This window comes from Betaproteobacteria bacterium (assembly GCA_009377585.1).
Lineage (GTDB): Bacteria > Pseudomonadota > Gammaproteobacteria > Burkholderiales > WYBJ01 > WYBJ01.
In genome coordinates, this window is sequence record WHTS01000006.1 from 55,056 (window position 1) to 80,744 (window position 25,689).

General features: G+C 67.2%; 22 protein-coding genes and 1 pseudogene. 21 read left to right on the plus strand and 2 right to left on the minus strand.

The features are described 5' to 3' along the window. Positions 1–30: 30 nt before the first annotated feature. Positions 31–1,361, minus strand: a pseudogene (locus tag GEV05_03700) (thioredoxin domain-containing protein). Positions 1,362–1,383: 22 nt separating this feature from the next. On the opposite strand from GEV05_03700, the gene GEV05_03705 reads away from it, so the two are divergent. From GEV05_03705 to pxpA, 4 genes are all read left to right on the plus strand, one after another. Further along, the gene (locus GEV05_03705; protein ID MPZ42504.1) at positions 1,384–2,172 is read left to right on the plus strand and encodes a putative hydro-lyase; all 789 of its coding nucleotides are present in this window, start codon (positions 1,384–1,386) and stop codon (positions 2,170–2,172) included. After that, positions 1,830–2,885 (plus strand): 5-oxoprolinase subunit PxpB, encoded by a 1,056-nt coding sequence (pxpB, locus tag GEV05_03710; protein MPZ42505.1) that lies wholly within the window; start codon positions 1,830–1,832, stop codon positions 2,883–2,885. Before GEV05_03705 ends, pxpB begins: the two co-directional genes overlap by 343 nt. Next, the gene (locus GEV05_03715) at positions 2,855–3,805 is read left to right on the plus strand and encodes a 5-oxoprolinase/urea amidolyase family protein (GenBank protein ID MPZ42506.1); all 951 of its coding nucleotides are present in this window, start codon (positions 2,855–2,857) and stop codon (positions 3,803–3,805) included. The genes pxpB and GEV05_03715 overlap by 31 nt, the downstream gene beginning before the upstream one ends. 83 nt (positions 3,806–3,888) lie before the next feature. Next, the gene (gene pxpA, locus GEV05_03720) at positions 3,889–4,665 is read left to right on the plus strand and encodes a 5-oxoprolinase subunit PxpA (protein ID MPZ42507.1); all 777 of its coding nucleotides are present in this window, start codon (positions 3,889–3,891) and stop codon (positions 4,663–4,665) included. Positions 4,666–4,700: 35 nt separating this feature from the next. Here the strand turns inward: pxpA and GEV05_03725 are convergent, their stop codons facing one another. Then, positions 4,701–5,987, minus strand: a complete 1,287-nt coding sequence (locus GEV05_03725; GenBank protein ID MPZ42508.1) for an amidase — start codon at positions 5,985–5,987, stop codon at positions 4,701–4,703. A 142-nt stretch (positions 5,988–6,129) separates the two neighbouring features. On the opposite strand from GEV05_03725, the gene GEV05_03730 reads away from it, so the two are divergent. From GEV05_03730 to GEV05_03810, 17 genes are all read left to right on the plus strand, one after another. Continuing rightward, positions 6,130–7,458, plus strand: coding sequence for a DUF21 domain-containing protein (locus tag GEV05_03730; protein MPZ42509.1), 1,329 nt, complete (start codon positions 6,130–6,132; stop codon positions 7,456–7,458). A 23-nt stretch (positions 7,459–7,481) separates the two neighbouring features. Beyond that, entirely contained in the window at positions 7,482–7,763 is a 282-nt protein-coding gene (locus tag GEV05_03735; GenBank protein MPZ42510.1) for a hypothetical protein, read from the plus strand. A 254-nt stretch (positions 7,764–8,017) separates the two neighbouring features. Further along, the gene (locus GEV05_03740; protein ID MPZ42511.1) at positions 8,018–8,800 is read left to right on the plus strand and encodes a hypothetical protein; all 783 of its coding nucleotides are present in this window, start codon (positions 8,018–8,020) and stop codon (positions 8,798–8,800) included. A gap of 51 nt (positions 8,801–8,851) precedes the next feature. Continuing rightward, a complete protein-coding gene (locus tag GEV05_03745; GenBank protein MPZ42512.1) occupies positions 8,852–9,640 on the plus strand; it encodes a DUF72 domain-containing protein in 789 nt (262 codons plus the stop codon). 8 nt (positions 9,641–9,648) lie between these two features. Then, positions 9,649–10,785, plus strand: a complete 1,137-nt coding sequence (locus GEV05_03750; protein MPZ42513.1) for an MFS transporter — start codon at positions 9,649–9,651, stop codon at positions 10,783–10,785. A gap of 612 nt (positions 10,786–11,397) precedes the next feature. Then, positions 11,398–13,353, plus strand: a complete 1,956-nt coding sequence (locus GEV05_03755) for a diguanylate cyclase (protein MPZ42514.1) — start codon at positions 11,398–11,400, stop codon at positions 13,351–13,353. A 50-nt stretch (positions 13,354–13,403) separates the two neighbouring features. Beyond that, on the plus strand, positions 13,404–15,119 hold the full coding sequence (locus GEV05_03760; protein ID MPZ42515.1) for an EAL domain-containing protein: 1,716 nt from the start codon (positions 13,404–13,406) through the stop codon (positions 15,117–15,119). A gap of 296 nt (positions 15,120–15,415) precedes the next feature. Beyond that, on the plus strand, positions 15,416–15,736 hold the full coding sequence (gene flhD, locus GEV05_03765) for a flagellar transcriptional regulator FlhD (GenBank protein ID MPZ42516.1): 321 nt from the start codon (positions 15,416–15,418) through the stop codon (positions 15,734–15,736). A 13-nt stretch (positions 15,737–15,749) separates the two neighbouring features. Further along, positions 15,750–16,310: a flagellar transcriptional regulator FlhC gene (gene flhC, locus GEV05_03770; GenBank protein MPZ42517.1), complete on the plus strand. Its 561-nt coding sequence runs from the start codon at positions 15,750–15,752 to the stop codon at positions 16,308–16,310. A 391-nt stretch (positions 16,311–16,701) separates the two neighbouring features. Continuing rightward, positions 16,702–17,562 carry a flagellar motor stator protein MotA gene (motA, locus tag GEV05_03775; GenBank protein ID MPZ42518.1) on the plus strand — a complete coding sequence of 287 codons (861 nt, stop codon included), beginning with the start codon at positions 16,702–16,704 and terminating at the stop codon, positions 17,560–17,562. A gap of 18 nt (positions 17,563–17,580) precedes the next feature. Continuing rightward, positions 17,581–18,513: a flagellar motor protein MotB gene (gene motB, locus GEV05_03780; GenBank protein MPZ42519.1), complete on the plus strand. Its 933-nt coding sequence runs from the start codon at positions 17,581–17,583 to the stop codon at positions 18,511–18,513. Beyond that, on the plus strand, positions 18,491–19,246 hold the full coding sequence (locus GEV05_03785) for a class I SAM-dependent methyltransferase (GenBank protein MPZ42520.1): 756 nt from the start codon (positions 18,491–18,493) through the stop codon (positions 19,244–19,246). Before motB ends, GEV05_03785 begins: the two co-directional genes overlap by 23 nt. 14 nt (positions 19,247–19,260) lie before the next feature. Continuing rightward, positions 19,261–20,124: an HDOD domain-containing protein gene (locus GEV05_03790; protein ID MPZ42521.1), complete on the plus strand. Its 864-nt coding sequence runs from the start codon at positions 19,261–19,263 to the stop codon at positions 20,122–20,124. A gap of 77 nt (positions 20,125–20,201) precedes the next feature. Next, a complete protein-coding gene (gene flhB, locus GEV05_03795; GenBank protein ID MPZ42522.1) occupies positions 20,202–21,359 on the plus strand; it encodes a flagellar type III secretion system protein FlhB in 1,158 nt (385 codons plus the stop codon). Between the two features lie 37 nt (positions 21,360–21,396). Then, the gene (gene flhA, locus GEV05_03800) at positions 21,397–23,490 is read left to right on the plus strand and encodes a flagellar biosynthesis protein FlhA (protein MPZ42523.1); all 2,094 of its coding nucleotides are present in this window, start codon (positions 21,397–21,399) and stop codon (positions 23,488–23,490) included. Then, positions 23,490–24,854, plus strand: a complete 1,365-nt coding sequence (flhF, locus tag GEV05_03805) for a flagellar biosynthesis protein FlhF (GenBank protein MPZ42524.1) — start codon at positions 23,490–23,492, stop codon at positions 24,852–24,854. Before flhA ends, flhF begins: the two co-directional genes overlap by 1 nt. Beyond that, positions 24,808–25,689, plus strand: a complete 882-nt coding sequence (locus GEV05_03810) for a hypothetical protein (GenBank protein MPZ42525.1) — start codon at positions 24,808–24,810, stop codon at positions 25,687–25,689. Before flhF ends, GEV05_03810 begins: the two co-directional genes overlap by 47 nt.

A 25,689-nucleotide genomic window follows, 5' to 3' on the forward strand; every position in this document is an offset into this window, starting at 1 on the left:
ATCGGCCTGCGCGGTTCGGCCCTGCGCGACTCATGCCTTGCCTTCTTCGCGCGCACGCACGCGTGGGAACAGCAACGCCACGCCGATCGAGCCGGCAAGAAGCGAGGCCGCGAAAATGGCGATCTTGGCCGCGGCGAATTCCGCTTCTCCGGGGTACGCCTGAGCGGCGATGAACAGCGACATGGTGAAACCGATGCCGGCGAGCGCTCCGGCGCCGGCAAGCTGGCGCCAGGTATAGGCCGCGGGCTTGGCCGCGATGCGCAAAGCGACCGCGAGCGCCGAGGCAGCCACGATGCCGAGCGGCTTGCCGACGACCAGGCCGAGCACGATCGCCGCCATCAGGGCTCCGTGCTGCTCGATCACGCCGCCCGTCCACGTCACGCCCGCATTGGCGAGCGCGAACACCGGCAGCACCCCATAGCTCGACCACGGCTCGAGCGTGCGCAGCAGCTTGCTCGCCGGCGATTCGATCCGGTCGTGGACCACGTCGAGCGCCTGCAGCGCGGGTTCGGACGGACCGTGGTGCATCACCCCGTCGCCCATGCGTCGCATCTCGGCCTGGATGACCATTTCGGCCTGCGCATTCAGCGCGGCGAGATTGGCGGGCGGGCGGGTGGGCGTCACCAGCGCGAGTATTACGCCGGCCAGCGTCGCGTGCAGGCCGGCGTGGTGCAGGCACACCCACAGCACGACGCCCAGGATCGCGTAGGGCGGCGCACGGTATAGGCCGGTGCGGTTGAGCATGACGAGGCACAGCGTAGTGCCCGCCGCAGCCGCGAGGTAGATCGGATGCAGGTGCTCGCCATAGAAGAGGGCGGCAGCGCGAATTCGTGATTGCCCAGCGAGAGCGCGAGCGGCTGCTGCCACCAGGCTTCGAAGCCGGGGCCGAAGCGCGAATTGGCCAGCACGATCGCAACCGCCGTCATTGCGATCAGCAGCAATCCGGTGGACGGAGCCCAGCGCACGAAATCCAGGCTCGCCGCGTGCAGGCGGTGGCCGAGCGAGCCGAGCATGGCTTCGGCCAGGGAGCTTTCGTCCCAGGCGCCTTCGTAGCGGCGGCCGTTGACGAAGAAGGTCGGCGACACCAATGCGCCGCTGCGCTGCGCGCTGTCGCTATCGGCGCGCACGCGCGCAGCCGCTTCCTGCGCTGCCGTGTCGAGCGCGTCGCTTGCTAGCGCGTTCGCCGCGGCCAGCGCATCGAGCTCGCCGGACGTGAGCGCTGCACCGCGCTGCATCAGCGTATCGTGCAGCGGCCAGAACTCGCCCGTCTTGCAGCTTGCCTGCTCGGCCAGCACGGCTTCGTGCAATGCCGGGCACGGCTTCGTGGTGTCGCGTGTTCGGTCGCCCCGCGCTCTCGACATGGCGCGTTGCTAGAATGCGACCATGACGATCGACGCGCGTCACCCCGGCGCGATCCGGCAGGACATCCGCGAGGGCCGGCTGCGCGGCGTCACGGCCGGGCTGGGGCAGAACTTCGTGCAGGCGAATCTCGCCGTGCTGCCCAGGGCGCAGGCGTACGATTTCCTGCTCTTCTGCCAGCGCAATCCCAAGCCGTGTCCGCTGATCGAGGTGTGCGATGAAGGCTCGGCCGAGCCCGTGGGCGTGGCGCCCGGCGCGGACCTGCGCACCGACATCGGCAAGTACCGCGTCTACGCGCATGGCGAGCTCGCCGCCGAAGTGGACGACATCCGCCCTTATTGGCGCAACGACCTGGTGGCGTTTCTGCTCGGCTGCTCGTTCACGTTCGAGTGGGCGCTGCTCGATGCCGGCGTGCGCCTGTGGCACGTCGAGCACGGCAAGGGCGTGGCGATGTTTCGCACCTCGATCGCATGCCGTGGCGCGGGGATGTTTCATGGGCCCATGGTCGTTTCGATGCGCCCGATCCGTGGCCCCGACGTAGCCAGGACCGTCACCGCGAGCGCACGCTTTCCGGGCGCTCACGGCGCACCGGTGCACATCGGCGATCCAGCGGCGATCGGCATTGCCGACGTGATGCGACCCGACTACGGCGATGTGCAGCACTTCGAGCCCGCCGACGTGCCGGTGTTCTGGGCCTGCGGCGTCACGCCGCAGGCGGTGGCGCTCGCATCGAAGCCCCCGCTCATGATCACGCACAGCCCGGGGCACATGTTCGTCACCGATCTGCCGAACACGGCCTTGGCCGCGCTGTGAGCGTGCGGTGTCTTCCCGCAGGCGATTGCGCCGTCGTGATCGAGCTCGACGCCGAGATCGGGCCTGAGCTCAATCGCCGCCTGCGCGTGCTGGAATGGCTGCTCGGCGAGGGCCGGCTTGCGGGCGTAACCGAAACGGTGCCGAGCTTCCGCTCACTGCTGGTCTACTACGATCCGGATGCGATCGGTTACGACGCACTGTGCGCGGCGATCGAGGCGCGCGTCGGACAGACGGCGCACACGCCCGCTCCGGACACGCGCTCGATCGAGATCCCGTGCTGTTACAACGATCCGGAGCTCGGCTTCGATCTGCAGGCCGTGGCGGCGCGGCTGGCCGTGAGCGTCGAGAGCGTGATCGAGCTGCACAGCGCGGCCGAGTATCTGGTCTATTTCATCGGCTTCGCGCCCGGCCAGCCGTATCTCACCGGGCTTGCGCCGCAGCTTGCGATCCCGCGCCTGGAAAGCCCGCGCACGAAGACACCCGCCGGCGCCGTGGGCATCGGCGGCACGCAGGGTTGCATCTATTCGGTGCAGAGCCCGGGCGGCTTCTGGATCCTGGGTCATACGCCGCTGCGGCTGTACGACCCCGACGCTAGAGCGCCGATTCTGCTCGAGCCCGGCGACCGGCTGCGCTTTCGCAGCATCGGGCGCGACGAATACGACGCCATCGCGGCCGAGGTCGCGTGTGGCAGCTATCGGCCGCGCAGCGCATGATCGAGATCCAGGAGCCCGGCCCGCAGACCACGGTGCAGGACCTCGGCCGTCACGGTCAGTTGCGCTACGGCATTCCGCCGTCCGGGCCGATGGACGCGTTCGCTTTCGTGCTGGCCAACCGGCTGGCGGGCAATGCCGACGCTGCGGCTGCGCTCGAATGCACCCTCACCGGGCCGCGTTTTCGGGTCGACGCGCCATGCGCGATCGCCGTGACGGGCGCGGACATGCCGGTGGCCGTGAACGGCGAGTCGGTCGCGAACTGGTCGACGCTGCTGCTGGCTGCGGGCGACATGGTGAAGGTCGGAGCCGCGCGTAGCGGGCTTCGCGGCTATGTCGCGTTCTGCGGCGGGCTCGACGTTCCATTGCGCCTGGGCTCGCGCTCGACCTATTTGCGCGGGCGGCTGGGCGGGCTGGAAGGACGTGCATTGCGCAAGGGCGATCGGCTGGCGACCCTGCCCGCCGCTCGTCCGCGCGTGCGCACCGTGCCGCGCGATGCGTGTCCGGTCTACGCGGCCGAGACGTGCGTGCGCGTAATGCTCGGCCCGCAGGCCGATCGCTTCACGCCCGCGGGCATCGAAACGTTCCTGCGCAGCAGCTACACCTTGCAGCCGCAGTCGGATCGCATGGGCGCGCGCTTCCAAGGCAGCCGCATCGAGCACGTGCGCGGCCACGACATCGTTTCCGATGGCATCGCGCTCGGTTCGGTGCAGGTGCCGGGCGACGGCCAGCCGATCGTGCTCCTGGTCGACCGGCAGTCGACCGGCGGCTATACCAAGGCTGCGACCGTGTGCTCGTTCGACATCGGCCGCATCGCCCAGCTGCGGCCGGGTCAGACGCTTCGCTTCGAAGCCGTCGAAATCGCCCAGGCGCACGCGCTACTGCGCGAATGGCGTACGATGCTCTCCGAGCTGGCGGTTTGAGCGCGGCCGCCTGGGTTACGCAGCAACCGAAATCCGCAGCCACGACACGATGCGCGGCCTGGGCCGCATGGGGGATCAACGGCATGGACATCGATCTCAACTGCGACATGGGCGAAAGCTACGGCCGCTGGACGCTCGGCGCGGATGCCGAAATCATGCCCTTCATCTCCTCGGCAAGTATCGCCTGCGGTTTTCACGGCGGCGATCCGCATGTCATGCGTGCGACCGTGGCGCTCGCGACCGAGCACGCCGTTGCGATCGGCTCGCACCCTTCTCTGCCCGACCTGATGGGCTTCGGCCGGCGGGCGATGGCGGTCACGGCGCAGGAGCTGAAGGACTACATCTGCTACCAGACCGGGGCGTTGCGCGAGTTCGCTCGGGCCGCGGGAGCGCAACTGCAGCACGTGAAGACCCACGGCATCCTCTACGACATGATGGAGAAGGACGAGGCGCTCGCCGCAGCTGCCGCGCAAGCCGTGCTCGAATCGGGGGACGGATCGCTCGTCATGGTGACCCTTGCCGGGAGCAAGGCCGAGCAGAGTTGCCGGGCAAAGGGGCTGCGGGTCGCGGCCGAGGGTTTCGCCGACCGCGCCTACAATGCCGACGGCACGCTGGTGTCGCGCAAGCTGCCGGGCTCGCTTATCGACGATCCGCAGCGTGCGGCCGCGCAGGCCGCACGCATGGCGACCGAGGGCAAGGTGCGCGCGATCGACGGCGCCGACATCGATCTGCGCGTGCACACGATCTGCTGTCATGGCGACACGCCCGGCGCGCCGGCGATCGTGCGGGCCGTGCGCTCAGCGCTGGAACGTGCGGGCTGTCGCGTGCGGCCGATGCGAGAGATCGTTCGCGAAACCTGATTGGACTGTCATTCCCGCGCACGCGGGAATTCAGGTCAGCTCAGTGCGCGCTGTGCCCAGTACGCCGACAACAGCACCCGCTCATCGTCATCGCGCCCGCCGACCAGCTGCACGCCGATCGGCAGCCCGTTCGGCCCTGTGCCGGCGGGCAGCGTGACGCACGGAGCACCAAGCAGCGTCCAGTTGCGATTGAAGAGCGAATCGCCCGTGCTGGCCAGACCCTTCGGCGCCTCGTCGGGCGCGCTGGGCGTGAGCAGCACATCCACCGCGCTTTCCGCGAGCAGCCGGGCAAACTGGCTGCGGCATTGCACTGCGTGCTGTGCGGCTTCGGTATAGCGGCTGCGCGGCATGTCGATATGCAGCTCGATCTGGCGGCGCATGTGTTCGCTCAGGAGCGCCGGGTGAGCACGCCACTCGGCGGCCAGACCGCGCGCCATCTCGAAATTCGACATGGTCTGCTGCTCCTCGTAGAGCCGATCGAAGTCGGAGGCCAGCGCAACCTCGCGCACGGCGGCGCCGCGCTGCGAAAGCGTCTGCGCCGCCCGCTCGAGGATCGCATGGGTCGCATGCGACGCCTTGTCCCAGCGCGACGTGCGGCATAGGCCGATGCGCGGTGCATGGTCCGCCGCCGCGAAGTCGGGCAGGAGGCGACCCGAAGTCGCGTGCACGGTGAGCGCGCAATCCTCCACCGATCGCGCCAGCACGCCGATGGTATCGAGCGACTCGGACAAGTGCTTCATGCCGGCGCAGTTGATCGAGCCGAACGTCGGCTTGTAGCCGACCACGCCGCAGTACGCGGCGGGCCGGATGACCGAGCCGCCCGTCTGGGTGCCGAATGCGATCGGGACCATGCAGTCGGCCACGGCGGCCGCCGAACCGCTGGAAGAGCCGCCCGGCGTGTGTTCGGGATTGTGCGGATTGCACGTAGGACCCGGGACGCGGGATGCGAACTCGGTCGTGACGGTCTTGCCGACGACGATCGCACCCTCGCGCCGCGCCATGGCCACGCAAGCGGCGTCCACCCGTGGCCGGAAAGCGGCATAGAAGGGCGAGTTGTATTGCGTGGGCATGTCGCCGCTGTCGATCACGTCTTTCACGCCGAGCGGGATTGCGGCAAGCGCGCCGCGCATCGACGCCGGGTCGAAGGCGCGCGCGCGTTCGAGCGCCGTGGCCGCCGCTTCGAGATGAACCCAGGCTCGTACTTCAGGCTCGCGCGCGCGGATGCGATCCAGGCACGCAGCCATGAGCGCCTCGGCGCTCAGTGTGCCGGCTCGCATGCGCGCGAGCGCTTCGGTGGCGCTGAGACGATTCGGTGCGGTCATGGGCGGCGATTCCGTCGTTGGTCGGTTGCCTGCGCGCCGCGTTGCGGCACGCAGCGGCAGTATACCGGGGTGGAATGGAACGATGACTGGACGCTATCCTTACGGCGGACAGCTGCAAGCGCATTGGCGGAGACGCACAGTCATGGACATTGCAATCCTGTTGGGCCTCATCGTGTTGAACGGCGTCTTCGCGATGTCCGAGATCGCCATCGTGACGGCGCGACGCGGCCGCTTGCAGTCGCTGGAAGTGCGCGGCGACCTCGGCGCGGCTGCCGCCATCCGGCTGGGCGCCGAGCCGACCGAGTTCATGTCGACCGTGCAGATCGGCATCACCTCGATCGGCATCCTGAACGGCATCGTGGGCGATGCGGCGTTCTCGCCGCCGTTCGCGCTATGGCTGCAGGGCCTTGGTCTGGATCCCGCTACCAGCGCCCTTGTCGCCACTGCGCTGGTGGTCATCCTCGTCACTTACCTGACGATCGTGATCGGCGAGCTGGTGCCCAAGCGCCTGGGGCAGATCCGCGCCGAAGACATCGCGCGCATGGTGGCGCGCCCGATGGCAGGGATCGCGCTTGCCGCCAAGCCGTTCGTGTGGCTGCTGGCATGGTCGACGGACCTGTTGTTGAAGGTGATCGGCGTTTACGGCAAGCAGCCGTCCAGCGTGACCGAGGAGGAGATCCACGCCCTGCTCGAAGAGGGCTCGGACAGCGGCGTAATCGAAACCGAAGAGCACCAGATGGTGCGCAACGTCTTCCGCCTCGACGACCGCCAGATTGCATCGATGATGGTCCCGCGCAAGGAGATCGTGTACCTGGATCTCGAGCTTGCGCTGGAAGAGAACTTCAAGCGCATGGCGGAGGCCGTGCACACCCGCTTTCCCGTATGTCGCGGCGGCTTGCGCGATATCGTCGGGGTGATCAGCGCGAAGGAGCTGCTCACGCAGTTCTTGCGCCGCCAGACGCCGGATCTGGCGCGCAACCTGGCGCCTGCGGTGTTCGTGCCGGAATCGCTCACCGGCATGGAGCTGCTGCAGAATTTCCGTTCCTCGTCCGCCCAGCTCGTCATCGTCATCGACGAGTACGGCGAGGTGCAGGGCATCGTGACGTTGCGCAACGTGATCGAGGCGATCACCGGAGAATTCCACGACCACGACGTCGAGGAAGCGTGGGCGGTGCCACGCGCGGATGGCTCCTGGCTGATCGATGGTCTCATGCCGGTGCCGGAGCTCAAGGACCGGCTGGACCTGGAGCGCGTGCCGGAAGAAGAGCGCGGCCGCTACAACACGCTGAGCGGCATGGTCATGCTGCTCCTGGGCCGGGTGCCGCGAACCGGCGATATCGTCGAATGGGAGTCGTGGCGCCTGGAGGTCGTGGACATGGACGGAAAGCGCGTCGACAAGGTGCTTGCTGCCCAACACGAGCGCGCGCTGCCGCGCGCCGGTAGCGCGACCAGCGGAACCGATCTCGGCTAACATCGAAGAAGAAGGGGGAGAGCGTGCGGGCCAAGGCGCGCACGCAGCCCGGCGGTCTGGTCGGTGAGCTGGTCGTCGCCGGTCAAGCGGAGATCGCGATCCAACAGCTGCCCGAGTTGCTGGCCGTGCCCGGGATCGACGTGGTGGGGCCGCTTCCGGACGAAGTGCAGAAGATCAATACCACGGCGGCGGGCGTCTTCGCCCGGTCGCAAGCCGGGGCGGCGGCTTCGCGCCTGATCGAATTTCTCGCCTCGCCGCCCGCGTGCGAAGTCTTCCGCGCCCGCGGGTTCGAGCCGGCGAGCTGAATCGGGGCCACGCTCGTTTCGTTCAGGGCGATCACCCTGCTCGGGATGATCGAGCCAAACCTTCTTCAGTCTCGTAGCCCGTTGGAGACACGGCCCTCGCTCAGGCTCCGACCACGTTGGAAGAGAGTAGCCCACGACCGCGATTCGCGCATTTGGTACTATTCCGGGGCTTATCTTCCTCGACCGAAATACGCACCGCCGGCGTACAGTCGGTACGCAATGCGCGTGCAGCAAAACACCTCGGGAGAACCGGTATGACCACATGGCTGACTGAACTGAAACGAGCGGGGCTTGTTCTTTTCGTGCTGCTTGCGGCCAGCGGCTGCGCCAACCTGCCCGGACCGGGCACCCGGCTCGATGCCGACGGGCTGCACAATGCGATCGTGGCGGATCGCGCAGATTACGTACGGGCCGCGGTCGAGGCACGCTGGGTCGATGTCAATTCGAACATTCCGGCGCCGGTGTACATGGAAGGCACGCCGCTCGTCACCATCGCGGCACGCGCCGGTTCGGTGGAAGTGGTGCGCTATCTGATCGCGGCCGGAGCGGACCTCAATGCCATGACACCGGCCTATGAAACCGCCTTGATGCTCGCGACTTATTTTCCGACCGAGGGCGGCGAATTGGGCGGCCGGCAGGAACAGGTTGCGCACATGCTGGTCGAGGCGGGTGCCGCGGTCAACAGTCATCCGTACGCCTACACCGCGCTCGCATACGCCGCCTTCCAGGGGCGGGACCAGCTGATCCAATATCTCATCAAGCACGGCGCGCGCGTGAACACCGGCTTCAATCCCGGCCAGGTGCACGTCAATACGCCGCTCATGATGGCCGCCATACAAGGACACACGAGCTCGGCGGTGTTGTTGCTGCGGGCCGGCGCCGATGCGCGCGCGCGCCTGATCAACAGCGGCTACACGGCGGCCGAGCTGGCGGCGAAACACAACGGCCGCAGCCTGGTGCCGTTGCTCAAATGCGCCGAGGCGGCCGGCCCCGGGCCGGCTTTCGTGCAGCGCTGCGAACAGAGCGCGGCCCGCTAGATCGCGCGCCAGTCCGCAAGCGCGCAGGACCGGGCGAGAACGCAGCTCGGCATGATCCGGGTCGGCGTGGGCGGCTGGACGTACGCACCTTGGCGCAGCAATTTCTATCCCGAGGGACTTACGCACAAACGCGAGCTCGAGTACGCGAGCCGCAAGCTCACCAGCATCGAGATCAACGGCACGTTCTATCGCACCCAGAGCGCTGCGAGCTTTGCCAAGTGGCGCGACGAGACGCCCGATGACTTCGTCTTCTCGGTAAAAGCGCCGCGCTACGCCACCAACCGCGCGCTTCTGGCCGAGGCCGGCGACTCCGTCGAACGTTTCTTTACGAGCGGGCTGGCCGAGCTGGGCCCGAAACTCGGTCCCATCCTGTGGCAGTTCTCGGCCTTCAAGCGCTTCGAGCCGGAGGATTTCGAGCGCTTCCTCGCTTTGCTGCCGCCGCAGCTCGGCGCCCGGCGCTTGCGCCACGTGCTCGATGTGCGCCACAGGAGCTTCGCGACCACCGAATTCGTCGCCCTCGCGCGGCGTCACCAGGCGGAGGTCGTATTCAGCGACACCGACGAGTTCCCCGCGTTCGCCGATGTGACGGCGGATTTCGTCTATGCGCGGCTGATGCGCTCGGCGGCGTCCGAACCCACGGGCTATTCCGAAGCGGCGCTCGAAGCGTGGGCGCAGCGGGCGAAGACCTGGGAAAGCGGCTCGGAGCCTGACGACCTGCCTCGCATCGATACGCCTGCCGGCGGCGCGCGAGCGGGAGCGCGCGACGTGTTCGTCTATTTCATCAGCGGCGCCAAGGAGCGTGCTCCGGCCGCGGCGTGCGCGCTTCTGTCCATGCTTTGATCGAGCGCATGACGATTTATCTCCTGGTCGCGCTCGCATTCCTGGTGCATGTGGGTTTCGCGGGCAGCCGGCTGGCAGTGCCGCTGTTCGCAGTCGAGCAAGGCGCCTCGCCGTTCGTGGTCGGAACGGTCATGGCGCTGTACGCCGCGTTTCCGGCGTTTCTCGCCATACCGGCCGGGCGCATCGCCGACCGGCTGGGGTTCAAGATGCCGCTGGTGATCGGCACCTCCGGTGTCGCGATCGCGCTGCTGCTGCCCTTCCTGTGGCCGACGCTGGGGACGCTGTACGTGACCGCGACAATCATCGGCATCGCGTTCATGGCCTTGCAGCTCGCGACCCAGACGCTTGCCGGTGCGATCGCGCAACCGTCCGAGCGCGCACGCAACTTCAGTCTCCTCAGCATTGGATTCGCCCTGGCGAACTTCAGCGGGCCGCTTCTGACCGGTTTTCTCATCGACCAGATCGGTTATGCCAATACCTTCGGTGCCATTGCGCTGCCGCTGCTGCCGGCGATCGCGATCGCGCTCGCCGGAAAGCGCTGGATACCGCCGGTGAGCGCGAAAGCCGAAGCAGCGCGCGCCGGCTTCCTCGATCTGCTCAAGATCAAGCCGCTGCGCGATACGCTGATCGCGAGCGGCATCGTGTCGGCGGGCTGGGACGTCTATCAATTCTTCATGCCGATCTACGGCCGCGCGCAGGGTCTGTCGGCAACCGCAATCGGCGTGGTCATGAGCGCGTTCGGCATCTCCATCATCCTGGTGCGCCTGGTGCTTCCGGTCGCGACGCGCCGGGCCGGCGAAGCGCAGCTGCTGACCTGGGCGATGTTCGTCGCCTGCGGCGCCTTCGCGCTGTTTCCGTTCTTCCATAGCGCGTGGGCGCTCGCCGGCGTGTCGTTCCTGCTCGGCATCGGCTGCGGCTGCGGCCAACCGCTATCGATGACCCTCGTCTTCAACACCACGCCCAAGGGACGGGCGGGGGAGGCGACCGGCATGCGCATCACAGTCAACCAGATCATGCACGTCGCCGTGCCGTTGCTGTTCGGTGCGGTCGGTTCCACGGTTGGCTTCGCGGCGGTGTTCTATTCCAACGCGGGCTTTCTCGCCGCCGGCGGATATCTGAGCTTGCGCGCATCCGCCCGCCGCTAGTGTTCCGAGTCGGAAGTCGTTGCAACAATGTTCTTGGCGTTCGCGGCGAAGTTCTGATTCGGGACATAGACGACTGTGGCTCGAACCATCGAGCGCGCACGTACTGCAGCGGGCACGCTGTCAGCTGCTCGTGGTTTGTCGAGCGGCAAGCATTCGCGTAAGGAAGCGGCGGCAGGCCGGCTCGACTCGTGAGCTTGCGCGCGCACCGCCTACGAAATGAGCAGCGCCCAGCTCCGGCGCGCGATACGACTGCGCCTGCCGCGTATCCCAAGCTTGTACACAGGGTTATCCACAAAAATTGTGGGTATCGCTGCTGCATCGCGGCGTGAGCTCGCTGGACGCGCGCGGATTGCTCGCTCAGGCTCGCCTGGCCTCAAGGTTCCTGCGCGCATGGCCGTTATCTGCGGCTGACCGAACCGGGCGTATGCCGCGCGCAAGCGCGCTTGCACCCGAGGAGTGCCGCCGCGCCCAAGAGCGCCTGGGCGCGACGAGTACCGCCGCGCCCCAGAGGGGCCTGGGCGCGAGGGGCGGCTCAAGTTCGGCGGCTGCGAGCCGATTCTCCGGGGTGCGCCGGCTTTCGTCCTGAAGCGCCGCGCTGTCAGGCAGGATTCAATGAGCATAAGCGAGAGGTCGCGATTCGAGGAACTCAAGGCGAGCGGCCTGTTGCCCTCGCCCAAGGGCGTTGCGCTCACCGTCATGCGCCTTGCCCAGGACGAAGCCACCACCAATGCGCAGATGGCGCGCACCATCAAGACCGATCCGGCGCTTTCGGGCCGCATCGTAAGAGCGGCCAACACCGTGCAGTTCGGTGGCCGCCGGCCGGTGGCCGCGATTCCCGAAGCCATCGTGGTGCTCGGCCTTTCGACCGTGCGCCAGCTTTCGCTCGGCTTTTCGCTCGTCTCGGACCACCGCAGCGGCAAGTGCAACGGATTCGACTACGACGCGTTCTGGTCGCGTTCGCTGGTGACGGCGCTGGCCATGCAAGGCATCATCACGCGGGTGCGGGTGGGCGTGCCGGAGGAATGTTTTCTGCTCGGGCTGCTGAGCCGCATCGGCTGTCTTGCGCTGGCGACGGTTTATCCCGAGGAGTACGGCGAATTGCTGGATGCGCACGGCTCGCGCGGGATGGTCGACCTCGCCTTCAGCGAGAAGCAGGCCTTCGCCACCGATCACAACGAGCTGACCGCGTCGCTGCTGAGCGACTGGGGATTGCCCAGGGTGCTGGTCGATCCGGTGCTCTACCACGAGGATCCTGCGAGCGGAAAGTTCGCCGAAGGCTCGCGCGGTTTCGTGCTCGCGCACGCGCTCCATCTCGCAACCTACCTCGCCGATCTGTGCCTCGCCCCCGAGGCCGCGCGCGCGACGCTGCTGCCGAATCTGTACCTGCTCGGAACGCGCATCGCACTCGACGCCGACAAGGTCGCCGCCATCGCCGACGAGGCGATCTGCCATTGGGCGGATTGGAGCAAGCTGCTGGAAGTGCCGTCGCCGCCGGTGCGCTCGCTCGCCGATCTGGCGCCGCAGCCTGATCCGGCCAGCGCGCCCGGCGCGCCCGTCGAGACCGAGACGCGAGGCCGGCGGAAACTGCGCCTGCTGGTGGTGGATGACGACAAGTCGGTGCTGATGCTGCTGGAGAAGTTGCTGACCCACGCCGGTTACACCGTGTTCACCGCCGCCAATGGGCGCGAGGCGTTGCACACGGCCATGGAGTGCCGTCCACAGTTGATCGTCGCCGATTGGCTCATGCCGGAGATGGACGGGTTGGCGTTCTGCCGCGCGCTGCGCAAGGCCAAGATGGGACGCGGCGTCTACCTGGTCCTGCTGACCGGCGTCGAAGACGACGCGCGCCTGGTGGAAGCGTTCGAGGCCGGTGTCGACGACTACGTGCTGAAGCCGATCAATCCGAAGATGCTGCTGGCGCGCCTGCGCGCCGGGGAACGGGTGGTCAGCTTGCAATCCGAGGTCGAGTCCGACCGCGAGGAAATCCGCCGCTTCGCCGCCGAGCTCGCCATGACCAACCGCCGCCTGCAGGATGCGGCGCTGCTCGATCCGCTCACCGGCATACCGAACCGGCGCTACGCGATGGATCGCATCCAGCAGGAATGGGCGGCCGCCGAACGCGGTGCCCGTCCGCTCGCCTGCATGCTGATCGACGTCGATCATTTCAAGCGCATCAACGATACCCACGGCCACGATGTCGGCGACCTGGTGCTGCAACGCGTGGCCGACACGCTCAAGCACAGCGCCCGCACGCAGGATGTGATCTGCCGCATCGGCGGCGAAGAATTCCTGGTGGTGTGTCCCGATAGCGATGCCTCGGCCGCCGGCCAGTGCGCCGAGCGCCTGCGCCAGGCCGTGGGCGCGATGCGCATCCCGCTCGGCTCCGCGACGCTCACGCTCACGATCAGCATCGGCGTGGCGGCGATGGATGCGGGGATGTCGACCCCGGATGCGATGATCAAGGCATCCGACCAGGCTGTGTACGCCGCCAAGCAGGCCGGACGCAACCGCATCTGCGTCTACCGTCCGCGCAGCACGGCGCCGATCCATGTCGCCGCCAGTGCGTGATCGGCTCGGGATAGCGTTTCATGCAAGCTGAGCCCGTCCAGGCAAGAACCATGAACGGCATGCGCGTATTGCTCGTTGAGGACTCCGAGGACGAGGCGCTGCTGCTCACGCTCGAGCTGAAGCAGGCGGCAGGCGAAGTCTGCTGCAAGCGCGTCGATACGCCGGAAGCGCTGCGCGCCGCGTTGAGCGAGGAAGACTGGGATCTCGTGATCTCGGATCACGCCATGCCGCGTTTCAGCTCCGACGAGGCGTTCGAGCTGGTGCGCCGCTGCGGCAAGGACATCCCCTTCATCATCTATTCCGGCACCATCAACGAGACCGCGGCGCTGACGGCCATGGCCAAGGGCGTGCACGATTTCGTCGAGAAAGGCAATTTGCGCCGCCTGTTGCCCGTCATCCAGCGCGAAATGAAGACCGTCGCGCAGGCGCGCGCACGGGTCAGGGCCGAGAACCGGCTGCACCGGGTTACCCACTACGACCAGCTCACGGGGCTGCCGAACCGGCAATTCTTCTCCGAGCAGGCGGGGCGGCTCATTGCCGAGTGCGCCGCAGGCAGCGGCGCGACGCTGCTGTTCCTGGACGTCGACCGCTTCATGCGCATCAACAACACGTTCGGCTACGACGTGGGCGACCTGCTGGTGCGACACGTCGCCGGGCGGCTGCAAAGTGCGGTGTCGCAGCGAGGCATCGTGACGCGGATGGGCCGCGACGATTTCGCGCTGCTCGACTGCTCGGCCGGCAGCGAGGCCGAGGCGCAGGCTCTGGTCGAGCACGTCATCGAGGTTTTCACGCAGCCGTTCAAGCTTGACGGGCGCGAGTTCTTTCTCACGCTTTCGATCGGCGTATGCCGCTTTCCGCGCGATGGCGAGGACATCGCGAGCCTGCTCGTCAATGCCGAGAACGCCATGTTCCTGGCCAAGCGCAACGGCCGCAACAATTTCCAGTTCTACGTGCACGATCCGAACAACGCTTCGGCCGAGCGCCTGGAGCTGGAGACCGCGCTGCGCCATGCGGTGAAGCGCCGCGAGCTCGTCCTGCACTACCAGCCGAGCATCGATCTGGCGTCGGGCGGCATCACCGCGGTGGAAGCGCTGGTGCGCTGGGACCATCCGCTGCGCGGCATGATCGCGCCCGACAAGTTCATTCCGCTGGCCGACGAGACCGGGCTGATCGGCGAGATCGGCCACTGGGTGCTGTTCGAGGCCTGCGCGCAGACGCGGCGCTGGCACGACACGGGCTTGAGCGGGTTGAAGGTCTCCGTGAACGTCTCGGCGGTGCAGTTTCGCCAGTGCGACCTGGTGCAGATCGTGGCCGAAGCGCTGGCCCAGACCGGCCTTCCGCCCTGGTGCCTGGACCTCGAGATCACCGAGACGGTGCTGATGCAGGATGCCGATGCGACCATCGCCACGTTGCTTGCCCTGAAGGCGATGGGCGTGTGCATCTCGGTGGACGACTTCGGCACCGGATATTCCTCGCTCGCCTACCTGAGACGCTTTCCGATCGACACGTTGAAGATCGACAAGTCCTTCATGCGCGACTGCACCCGCGACGGTCACAACGCCGCGATCGTGCGTACCGTCATCTCGCTCGCGAAGAATCTGGACCTGGAGTCGATCGCCGAAGGCGTGGAGACCGAGGAGCAGGTTCAGTTTCTGCGCGCCGAAGGCTGCGACCGGCTGCAGGGCTTCTACTTCAGCAAGCCCTTGCCGCCCCATGCCCTGCTCGATTTCGTGCGTGCGGCCGGGCGGCTCCTGCCCGCGGCCTGAGCGACGAGATTTCGCCTTGCTGACACGGGTGTCGCGCTTTCCCGACAGGGTGCGGTAGCGGCGATCGCTGCGGCCCTCCTCGGAGAACCGCTGGAGCGCGTGGTTTCTCCCTGCGCTTAAGGGCTTGCGTCCAGATTTCGTCGCCTGACGGGCATGTAGGAAAAATTCCTACAGCCAGTAAGGCTTGGCACCCCTCAATTTTCGGAATACGACCGATTAAGCTGCCCTGTTTCCACCGGCACACTGCGAACCGTTGCAATTCGGTGCAGCGCAAACCAGGAACGACGGAGACCCAAATGGATAATTCGCAACTGCTGAACGAGATCCGGGAAACAAACCTCACCTACCTGCTGCTGGCGCAACGGATGATCAAGGACGACAAGGCCGCGGCGTTGTTCCGCCTCGGCATCGCCAAGGACGCCGCCGAGCTGATCGAAGCGCTCACGCCTGCGCAGATGCTCAAGATCGCCGCAGGCAACATGCTGCTGTGCCGGTTCCGCTTCGACAACCGGGTGCTGGGCGACATGCTCTCCGGCTACGTCAAGGACAAGATCATGGCGTCTTCGCACGCCGCCGTACTGATGGCCGGCCAGAAGGCCGAGCCGATTGCAGCCTAAGGGGAACCCGATCATGGCCGGCAAGAGTCTCGTCAACGAAGCGCGCCAGACCCAGCTGGCGATCGACCTCATTCAGCATGGCGCACGGCTGCAGCTGCTGGAAGCCGAAACCACGCTCTCGCGCGAGCGGTTGCTCAAGCTCTACAAGGAAGTGCGCGGCGTCTCCCCGCCCAAGGGCATGCTGCCGTTCTCGACCGACTGGTTCATCAGCTGGCAGCCCAATATCCATGCGTCGTTGTTCATCGACACCTTCAAGTATCTTCACGCCCATGCCGACGTCCGCGGCGTCGAAGCGACGCTGAAGGCCTTCAAGCTCTACCTCGAACATTGCCAGGCGCACCAGCTCGAGCCGGTGCTCTCGCTCACGCGCGCCTGGAGCCTGGTTCGCTTCTTCGACGCGAAGCTGCTGCAAACGGCCCCCTGCACCCGCTGCGGCGGGCAGTTCGTGGTGCATTCGCTCGATCTGTACAACAACTTCGTCTGCGGGCTTTGCCGCGTGCCTTCGCGGGCCGGCAAGACCAAGAAGGCCGCCGATCAGGCGCGCATGGCCCTGCTGCAGCAGGCAGCGGCGTGAATGAGTGAAAAGTGAAGCGGTGACGGTTGGAGTGAAGCGTGAATGAATGAAAAGTGAAGGGTGAAGGGGATGAGCGTCGTCCTCTGCGCTGGACCGAGTGAATAGTGAATAGTGAATAGTGAAGGGTGAAAGGGGCGGGTGCCCCTTTCAGCCGCAGCAATGCGACGGGCGGGGCTCCAGGGGCTTCGCCCGTTGCCGTTTTGGTGGCCAATCCTGCAGCTTTCCGTCATCGCGCTTCACTTTCACTCTTCACTGCGCCAGCGGCTCCCCCCACGTCACACCGCAGAACCCCGTAAAGCTTCACGCTTGCTCGGCCGTAAATTCTCCCGGATACGCGTTCCAACCCGGCCGGTGCCCCTGCGGCGCGCGGCGCTTCACGCTGGATGCTCGGATGCTGGTAATCGTCGGCTACTTGATTGTGATCGTGTCGGTGTTCGGCGGCTTCGCCATGGCCGGCGGGCATATTGCTTCGCTGTTCCAGCCGGTGGAGCTGATCATGATCGGGGGAGCGGCGCTCGGCGCGTTCTGCGTCGGCAACACCAGCAAGGCGGTCAAGGCCACCCTCAAGGCGCTGCCGTCCGTATTGAAAAGCTCGGCGTACACCAAGACGATGTACATGGAGCTCATGGCGCTGCTCTACGACGTTCTCGCCAAGGTGCGCAAGGAAGGCCTGATGGCGATCGAGGGCGACATCGAAAAGCCCGAGGAAAGCCCGCTCTTCGGCAAGTACCCGGGGATCGTCGCCGATCACCACATCATCGAGTTCATGACCGATTACCTGCGGCTCATGGTGGCGGGCAACCTGAACGCGTTCGAGATCGAAAACCTGATGGACAACGAGATCGAAACGCACCATCACGAGGGCGAAGTGCCGGTGCATTGCGTGCAGAAGCTCGGCGACGGACTGCCCGCGTTCGGTATCGTGGCAGCCGTCATGGGCGTGGTGCATACCATGGAATCGGTCGGCATTCCCCCGGCCGAGCTGGGGAGGCTGATCGCCGCGGCGCTGGTTGGAACGTTCCTCGGGATTCTGCTTGCCTATGGCTTCATCGGGCCGCTCGCGAGCGTGCTCGAGCAGAAGCTCAACGAAGCGACCAAGATGCTGCAGACCATCAAGGTCACGCTGCTCGCGAGCTTGAACGGCTACGCCCCGGCGCTTGCGGTGGAGTTCGGCCGCAAGGTGCTCTTTTCCACCGAGCGTCCGAGCTTCCTCGAGCTGGAAGCGCATGTGAAGCAGTCGAAGGCGCGGTAAGGGTGGGAGGAATAACCAATGGCCCTCGACGATAGCCAGCGCCCCATAGTCATCCGCCGCGTCAAGAAGAAGGCGGCCGGTCACCATGGTGGCGCCTGGAAGATCGCCTACGCGGACTTCGTGACCGCCATGATGGCGTTCTTTCTGCTCATGTGGCTGCTGGGCTCGACCGCCAAGGGCGATCTGCAGGGGATCGCAGATTACTTTCAAACACCGCTGCAGGTGGCCTTCTCCGGCGGCTCCGGCGCCGGCGATGCCTCGCACGTGATCAAGAACGGCGGCAAGGACTTGACGCGCCTCGAAGGCCAGATCAAGCAGGGCGAGATGGACGCCCCCCGGCGCAGCTTCAACCTGAAGGCCGCCCAGCAGGAGCTCGCGCGCATCGAGAAACGCAAGCTCAGCGAGCTGAAGGGCCGCCTGCAGGCCTCGATCGAGACCCTGCCCGCGTTGAAGCCGTTCAAGAACCAGCTGCTGATCGATATCACCATCGACGGCCTGCGGGTGCAGATCGTCGACGAGCAGAATCGGCCGATGTTCGCGATCGGCAGCGCCACGCTGCAGCCGTACACGCGCGAGATCCTGCACGAGATCGCCAAAGTCCTGAACGAGGTGCCGAACCGCATCAGCATATCGGGCCATACCGATGCGCACCCGTATTCGGGCGGGCAGCGCGGCTACTCGAACTGGGAACTGTCGGCGGACCGGGCCAACGCATCGCGCCGCGAGCTGCTTGCCGGCGGCATCGAAGAGAGCAAGATCGCGCGCGTGGTGGGGTTGTCTTCCTCGGTGCTGTACGATCCGGAGGACCCGCACAACCCGGTCAACCGCCGCATCAGCATCATCGTCATGAACAAGCGTGCGGAGGCCGAAGCAACCGGGCGTCATGTCAGCATCGGCAAGTCCTCCGAGCTCACGGCCGAGGCCCTCGATGACAAGCCAGCCAAGCCCTGAGCGCATGCGCGCGCCGCTGCAGGCGGGCCTCACGCAGGCGGGCGCCGCCGCTTGCGCGCTGTTGCCGCTGCTCGCCGGCATGGACATGACGCTGGCCCAGTGGGCCGTGGTCCAGGGCGCGATCGCCATGCGCATCGCATTGTTCGCCGGCGCCGCATCGTGGTGGATCGGGCTGCACGTCGTGTTCGCACCGGCGGCGGTCTGGACGCACGCGCTCGCACTCTCGCCCGCGTGGTGGGCGGGGGCGTTCGTGCTGCTGCTGGCCGCGTTCGGTGCGACCTTTCGAACGCAAGTGCCCCTGTTCCTCACCGCGCGCAAAGTGCGCTCTGCGCTCTGCGAGCTGGTCGATCCTGCGCGCAGCCTCAAGATCGTCGATCTCGGTTGCGGGCTGGGCAGCGTGATCACGGCGCTCAAGCGACTGCGCCCCGAGTGCGATTGCCACGGCGTGGAGCTTGCGCTGCTGCCCTATCTGGTGAGCCGCCTGCGCGGCGCGCGCTCGGGCTGTCGGGTCGAGCGGCGCGACCTCATGGCGGTGGACCTGTCGCGCTACGACGTGGTGTACGCATTCCTGTCGCCGGCGCCGATGCCGCAGCTGTGGGCGAAAGCGCGCCGCGAGATGCGCCCGGGCAGCCGCTTCGTGAGCCTTGCCTTCGCCGTGCCCGGCGTGCCGGCCGATCGGGTGATCGCGGTCGGATCCAAGCCCCGCCACACGCTCTACATCTGGACCATGTGAACGCCGAGCCGACCATGCCGCCAGCCGCTGACTGCGACCCAGGGGTCGATATGCTGCTGCAGCAGGCGGCGGCCGGCGTGCCGGTATTGCGGGCGACCGCGGACGAGATCGCGAGCCTGCGCGCGGAACAGGAGCGCGTTTCGGGCAATGCGCTGGCCGCCGCGATCCTGCGCGACCCGCTCATGACCCTGCGTGTCCTGCGCTTTCTCTACAGCCATCGCACCCGCAGCCAGACCGCCGATATCACCACCATCGCGCACGCGATCATGATGCTCGGCCAGGCGCGCTTCTTCCGCGAGTTCGAGCAGCTTCCCATTTTGGAGGAGCGCCTGAGCGGTGCGGCGCTCGAGCAGGTGCGGGCACTCATGAGCCGCTCGCGGCTGGCCGCGCTGTTCGCGCGCGACTGGGCGCTGCAGCGCCATGACATCGATCCGGAGGAAATCATGGTGGCGGCGCTGCTGCACGATAGCGCGCACCTGCTGCTCGTGCTTTGCGCACTGCCGGTCGATGTCGAATCGTCGCTAGCCGACCAACTGCGCGCGCAGCTCCTCGCGCGGCTCGAGGTGCCCGGCCTGGTCGCGGAACTGAACGACGACACCGCCGCGCCCAACCCGCGGGTCGTAAACGTCCGTCTGGCCTGCGTTCTCGCACGCCATTGCCACGCCGGCTGGCCGTGCGCGCCGATCCAGGACGATCTTGCCCAGCTGCAGCGCTTTCTGCGCACCTCGCAGCCGCAGGCATGGGAACGGGTGCGCAAGATCGCGCTCGCCGCCGCACGCGAATGGCACTATTACCGTACGCTGCCCGCTCTAGCGCTCCTGCCTTTCGTCGCCGACGAGTCCTCGTCGGTCGCCGCCGACCCTGGTTGCGGCATTTGACTGCTTAACCCCCGCTTTCTCGCTCCTTTGGGGCTCGACCCCCCATCCCATAATCGCGTTCGTCCAGGAGCGCCGGGATGGCCGAAGAATCCGATCTCGAACGAACAGAAGCCCCTTCACAACGCCGCCTCGAGCAGGCGCGGGAAGAAGGGCAGGTGCCGCGCTCGCGCGAGCTCAACACGCTGATGCTGCTTGCCGCGGCCGGCATGGGGCTGTGGCTGTCCGCCGGTGCGATGCGCGGCTCGTTTTCCGGTCTGCTGCGCTCGGGACTTGCGATCGCGCCCGGCGACATCGGCGAACCTGCGGCAATGATCGAGCGCTTCCAGGCCTTGGCGATCGAGGCCGCCATCACCATCGCACCGCTACTGGGTGTGCTTTTCGTTGTCGCGCTGGTCGCGCCCATGCTGCTATCGGGCTGGCTTGTTTCCTCCAAGTCGCTCGCGCCCGATTTCGCTCGCCTGAACCCGGTGAAGGGACTGGGCAACATTTTTTCCGCCACGGGCCTCGCCGAGCTCACCAAGGCCATCGCAAAAGTCATCCTGATCTTCGGCGTGGCCGTCTGGGTCGTGCTCGGGCAAACCGATGCGACCATGGGGCTCGCCAGCGAACCGCTTCCGGCCGCGCTCGCGCATGGGGGACGGATCGTGGGATCGTGCTTTCTCGCGGTCGTGGGCTCGCTCGCGGTGATCGCCGCGCTCGATGTCCCGTTCCAGATCTGGCACCACCGCTCCAAGCTCAAGATGAGCCGCGAAGACCTGCGCCGCGAAGCCAAGGAGCAGGAAGGCGATCCGCATGTGAAGGCAGCTATCCGCAGCCAGCAGCGCGAGATGGCGCGCAAGCGCATGATGGCGGCGGTGCCGACCGCCGACGTGGTGGTGGTGAACCCGACGCGTTATGCCGTCGCGCTGCGCTACGACGACAAAGCCATGCGCGCGCCGCGCGTGGTCGCCAAGGGCATGCATCTCATCGCCGGACGCATTCGCGAGCTGGCGGAAGAGCATCGCGTGCCGGTGCTGCAGGCGCCCCCGCTCGCGCGCGCACTCTATCGTCATAGCGAGATCGGCGACGAGGTTCCGGCTGCACTGTATGCCGCGGTGGCGGAAGTGCTCGCCTGGGTGTTCCAGCTGCGCCGTCAAGCGAGTCACGGCGGCGCCGCGCCGGTCGCGCCCGAAGGCATCGCCGTTCCGGTCGAGCTCGATCCGGAACATGCGACCACCGCACGAGAGACACGATGAAGCCGATCGCTGACACGCCTGCCGCGAAGGTGCGCGCATGAGCCAGGCCGCCGCCGCCGCAATGCCCGCCGTGTTCGACCGCAAGAACCTGCTCGGCCTGGGCGGGCCGGTGCTCATCGTCATGGTGCTCGCCATGATGGTGCTGCCGCTGCCGCCGTTCCTGCTCGACGTGCTGTTCACGTTCAATATCGCGATCTCGATCCTGGTGCTGCTGGTGAGCGTCAACACCCGCAAGCCGCTCGAGTTCGCAGTGTTTCCCACCGTCCTGCTGCTCACCACACTGCTGCGCCTGTCGCTCAACATCGCCTCGACCCGGGTCGTGCTGCTGGAAGGTCACACCGGACCGGACGCGGCCGGCAAGGTGATCGAAGCCTTCGGCCACTTCCTGGTCGGCGGCAACTACACCGTCGGCCTTACCGTGTTCATCATCATGGTGGTGATCAACTTCGTCGTCATCACCAAGGGCGCGGGCCGCATCGCCGAGGTGAGCGCGCGCTTCACCCTGGATGCGATGCCCGGCAAGCAGATGGCGATCGATGCCGATCTGAACGCCGGACTGATCGGCGAGGACGAGGCGCGTAACCGGCGCGCGGCGATCTCGCAAGAAGCCGAGTTCTTCGGGTCGATGGACGGCGCTTCCAAGTTCGTGCGCGGCGACGCCGTCGCCGGCATCCTGATCCTGCTCATCAACGTGATCGGCGGCCTGATCGTCGGCGTGGCGCAGCACGATCTCGATCTCGCCACCGCGGCACGCACCTACACGTTGCTCACGATCGGCGACGGCCTGGTCGCGCAGATCCCGGCGCTGGTGATATCGACCGCCGCGGGCCTCGTCGTCTCTCGCGTCGGCACCGATCAGAATATCGGCCAGCAGCTCGTGGGGCAGATGCTGGGAAGCCCGCAGCCTCTCATGCTCACCGCCGGCATTCTCGCCATCATGGGACTCATCCCGGGGATGCCGAACATCGCCTTCCTGGTGCTGGCCGGGACCCTCTCGGGCATGGCGTGGATGCTGAAGAATCGCAAGCCCGCGGAACCCGAAGCGGCGGCCGCTGCCGTCGCATCCGACACGCCGGCCGCTTCGACCGATGCGGCGGACGTGAGCTGGGACGACGTCGTGCCGGTCGACGTGCTCGCGCTCGAGGTCGGCTACCGGCTGATTCCCATGGTCGATCGCGCGCAGGACGGGGAGCTGCTCAAGCGCATCAAGGCGATCCGCAAGAAGTTCGCGCAGGAGGCCGGATTCCTCTCGCCCGCAGTCCACATCCGCGACAACCTCGAGCTGCGGCCCAATGCCTACCGCATACTGCTCAAGGGCGTGGAGCTGGGGCGCAGCGACGCCCATCCCACGATGTTCCTCGCGATCAACCCGGGCCGGGTCAGCGCCGAGCTGCAGGGTTTACGCACTCAGGACCCGGCGTTCGCGTTGCCGGCGGTGTGGATCGAAGCCAATCAGCGCGAAACGGCGCAGGGCTACGGCTATACCGTGGTCGATGCCGCGACCGTGATCGCCACCCACCTGCATCATCTGATGCAGAAGCATGGCTCGGAGCTGCTCGGCCGCCAGGAAGTCCAGGGCCTGGTGGAGCGACTGGCGAAGGACTCGCCCAAGCTGGTCGAAGACACCGTACCCAAGGCCGTGCCGCTGGGGGTGCTGCAGAAGGTGCTGCAGAACCTGCTCGACGAAGCGGTGCCCGTGCGCGACATGCGCTCGATCATCGAGGCGCTGGCCGAGCATTGCAGCCGCACGCAGGACCCCTCGGAGCTGACCGCGGCGGTGCGCGGCGCGCTCGGCCGCTCGATCGTGCAAAACCTCTTCCCCGGATCGCAGGAGATGTGCGTGATCGCGCTCGATCCGGCATTGGAGCGCCTGCTCATGCAGGCGGTCGGCTCTGGCGATGCCGCCGCGATCGAGCCGGCCCTGGCCGAAACCTTGGCCGAGCAGGCGAAGAGCGCCGCCGAGGAGCAGGAAGCCGTCGGCCTGTCGGCGGTGCTGCTGGTGCCGGCGGCGCTGCGCCTGTTGCTGTCCCGATTCCTGCGTCGCAGCGTGCCCACGCTGCGCGTGCTGTCCCATTCCGAGGTGCCCGATAGCAAGGGCATCCGTGTCAGTGCCGTGCTTGGAGCTCGATGATGAAACCACGCAAATTCTTCGCTGCGAATTCCCGTGAGGTGCTCAAGCTGGTGCGCGATGCGCTCGGGCCGGACGCGCTCATCGTATCGAACGCCAAGGTCGCCGGCGGTTTCGAGGTGATCGCGCTGCCGGCAACCTCGATCAGCGAGCTGGTCGGGGCGAGCCGTGCCGAGATGGCGCTCGTGGCAGCGCCGCTGCGCGAAACGGCCGCCGCGCGTCCGAGTCCTGCGGCCGCCACGGCCGAGCCGCGCCGGCGCGAAACCACCGCCGCGCCGAGTCAGGCAGCACCCGCCGCGGTTTCGACCAGCGCGGAGCCGGCCCAACCCATGATCGCGGCCGCCCCGCCTGCGCCGCCGAGGGAAGCGCTGAGCGAGGCGCTGGTGCACAACATGGTGGCGGAGCTGCGCAACATGCGCGCCGTGCTGGAACAGCGTCTGTCGGGGCTCGCCTGGACGGAGCTCTCGCGGCGCGATCCGGCCAAGGTAGCGGCGCTGCAGGCGCTGCTCACCGCCGGCTTCAGCGGGGAGCTGGCGCGCCGGTTGACCGACCCGATGCCCGACGGCTCGGACGAGGTCGAGGGCATGAAGTGGCTGGTGGCCGAAGTGAATCGCAACCTGGTCACGGCGGGAGCCGACAACGACATCGTCGAGCGCGGCGGCGTCTATGCGATCGTCGGCCCCACCGGTGTGGGCAAGACCACCACGACGGCCAAGCTCGCCGCGCGCGGGGTGGTGCGCCACGGCGCCGATCGCGTGGCGCTGCTCACGACCGACACCTACCGGATCGGCGCGCACGAGCAGCTTCGCATCTACGGGCGCATCCTCGGTGTGACCACCAGCATCGTGCGCGACGCGCAAGAGCTGAAGAGCACGCTGTCCGAGCTGCGCGGCAAGCACATGGTGCTGATCGATACCGTCGGCATGAGCCAGCGCGACAAGCTCGTAACCGAGCAGGTGCATGCGCTCACGCGCTCCGGCGGCAACGTCAAGCGCCTGCTGCTGCTGAACGCGACCTGCAACGGTGACACGCTGGAAGACGTGGTGCGCTGCTACGAGCCAGCGAGCCTGGACGGCTGCATCCTCACCAAGATCGACGAAGCGCAGGCGATCGGGGCATCTCTGGACGTGATCATGCGCAATCGCCTGGCATTGCATTTCGTCGCCAACGGCCAGCGCGTACCCGAAGACCTGCACACCCCCAACCGCCAGTACCTCATCCATCGCGCACTGCGCGCCGCTGCCGGCGGCTCGGTGTTCGGGCTGGAGCACGAGGAATATCCACTGATGCTCGCCCCCGCGCGGCAGGAGCCGCAGCGCGATGCCGCGAGCGGCTTCGCTGCCCGCATGGGAGGCTATGTTGCTTGATCGCTCAATCGACCAGGCGCACGGGCTGCGGCGCATGTTCGCACCCGGGCGCCCGCGCGTGATCCAGATCGTCGCCGGGCGCGACGGCGTGGGCCGCACATCGGTAGCGGTCAATCTCGCTGTCGCCTTGGCACAAGCCGGACGCGACACGCTGCTGGTCGAGGCCGTGCGCCATCCGAGCGAAGCGCGCGCGCTCGACTACCTCGGGCTCGATGCGCAAAGCGCATGGGCGGCCGCGCTGGCGCAGCCGCTCGAGGTCACGACGACGCAAGGCCTCGCCGTCTGGCCGCTCGATCTCGCCCAGCGCGGGCGCGGGCTCGAGCCCACCCCGATTCCGGCCCGGCTGCCCGGTCGTACGCGGCTGCCCGATTGCGTGCTGGTGAATAGCGCCTGCGGCCGCTCGCTGCTATGGACCGGCGAGCACGAATCGCACGAGGTGCTGATCGTGCTCTCTCGCGCGGCCGCCTCCATCACCGACGCCTATGCGCTCATCAAGCGCATGAGCGTGCAGGGCATGCAGACGCGCTTCCACGTGCTGGTCAACCGCGTCGCCTCGGAGGACGAAGCGCGCCTGATCTACCGCAACATGGCTGCGGTCGCGCAAGGCTATCTCGATATCCAGCTGCAGCTGTGCGGTTTCGTGCCCACCGACGAGGCCTTGGCACGCGCGGCCGCGCACGGCGTGAGCGTTCTGGACACCGAACCCGACGCACCTGCCACGCGCGCGTTTCGCCGCCTGGCCGAGTTTGTGACTAAAGGCGTACGCCCGGCGGCACGCAGCGCGCGGCGCAAAGCGCCCGCGCTGCTGGCGGCGAGCCTGCAGCCGACCCCATGA

Bases quoted from the DNA above. Each gene is read 5' to 3' on its own strand.
- GEV05_03785 (MPZ42520.1), top strand. From the start codon at position 18,491: ATGACAAGCCAGCCAAGCCCTGAGCGCATGCGCGCGCCGCTGCAGGCG.
- pxpB (MPZ42505.1), top strand. From the start codon at position 1,830: ATGCCGTGGCGCGGGGATGTTTCATGGGCCCATGGTCGTTTCGATGCG.
- GEV05_03790 (MPZ42521.1), top strand. From the start codon at position 19,261: ATGCCGCCAGCCGCTGACTGCGACCCAGGGGTCGATATGCTGCTGCAG.
- pxpA (MPZ42507.1), top strand. From the start codon at position 3,889: ATGGACATCGATCTCAACTGCGACATGGGCGAAAGCTACGGCCGCTGG.
- GEV05_03725 (MPZ42508.1), bottom strand. From the start codon at position 5,987: ATGACCGCACCGAATCGTCTCAGCGCCACCGAAGCGCTCGCGCGCATG.
- motB (MPZ42519.1), top strand. From the start codon at position 17,581: ATGGCCCTCGACGATAGCCAGCGCCCCATAGTCATCCGCCGCGTCAAG.
- GEV05_03740 (MPZ42511.1), top strand. From the start codon at position 8,018: ATGACCACATGGCTGACTGAACTGAAACGAGCGGGGCTTGTTCTTTTC.
- flhB (MPZ42522.1), top strand. From the start codon at position 20,202: ATGGCCGAAGAATCCGATCTCGAACGAACAGAAGCCCCTTCACAACGC.
- GEV05_03750 (MPZ42513.1), top strand. From the start codon at position 9,649: ATGACGATTTATCTCCTGGTCGCGCTCGCATTCCTGGTGCATGTGGGT.
- GEV05_03705 (MPZ42504.1), top strand. From the start codon at position 1,384: ATGACGATCGACGCGCGTCACCCCGGCGCGATCCGGCAGGACATCCGC.
- GEV05_03755 (MPZ42514.1), top strand. From the start codon at position 11,398: ATGAGCATAAGCGAGAGGTCGCGATTCGAGGAACTCAAGGCGAGCGGC.
- flhD (MPZ42516.1), top strand. From the start codon at position 15,416: ATGGATAATTCGCAACTGCTGAACGAGATCCGGGAAACAAACCTCACC.
- flhA (MPZ42523.1), top strand. From the start codon at position 21,397: ATGAGCCAGGCCGCCGCCGCCGCAATGCCCGCCGTGTTCGACCGCAAG.
- flhC (MPZ42517.1), top strand. From the start codon at position 15,750: ATGGCCGGCAAGAGTCTCGTCAACGAAGCGCGCCAGACCCAGCTGGCG.
- GEV05_03730 (MPZ42509.1), top strand. From the start codon at position 6,130: ATGGACATTGCAATCCTGTTGGGCCTCATCGTGTTGAACGGCGTCTTC.
- flhF (MPZ42524.1), top strand. From the start codon at position 23,490: ATGAAACCACGCAAATTCTTCGCTGCGAATTCCCGTGAGGTGCTCAAG.
- GEV05_03745 (MPZ42512.1), top strand. From the start codon at position 8,852: ATGATCCGGGTCGGCGTGGGCGGCTGGACGTACGCACCTTGGCGCAGC.
- GEV05_03810 (MPZ42525.1), top strand. From the start codon at position 24,808: ATGCCGCGAGCGGCTTCGCTGCCCGCATGGGAGGCTATGTTGCTTGAT.
- GEV05_03760 (MPZ42515.1), top strand. From the start codon at position 13,404: ATGAACGGCATGCGCGTATTGCTCGTTGAGGACTCCGAGGACGAGGCG.
- motA (MPZ42518.1), top strand. From the start codon at position 16,702: ATGCTGGTAATCGTCGGCTACTTGATTGTGATCGTGTCGGTGTTCGGC.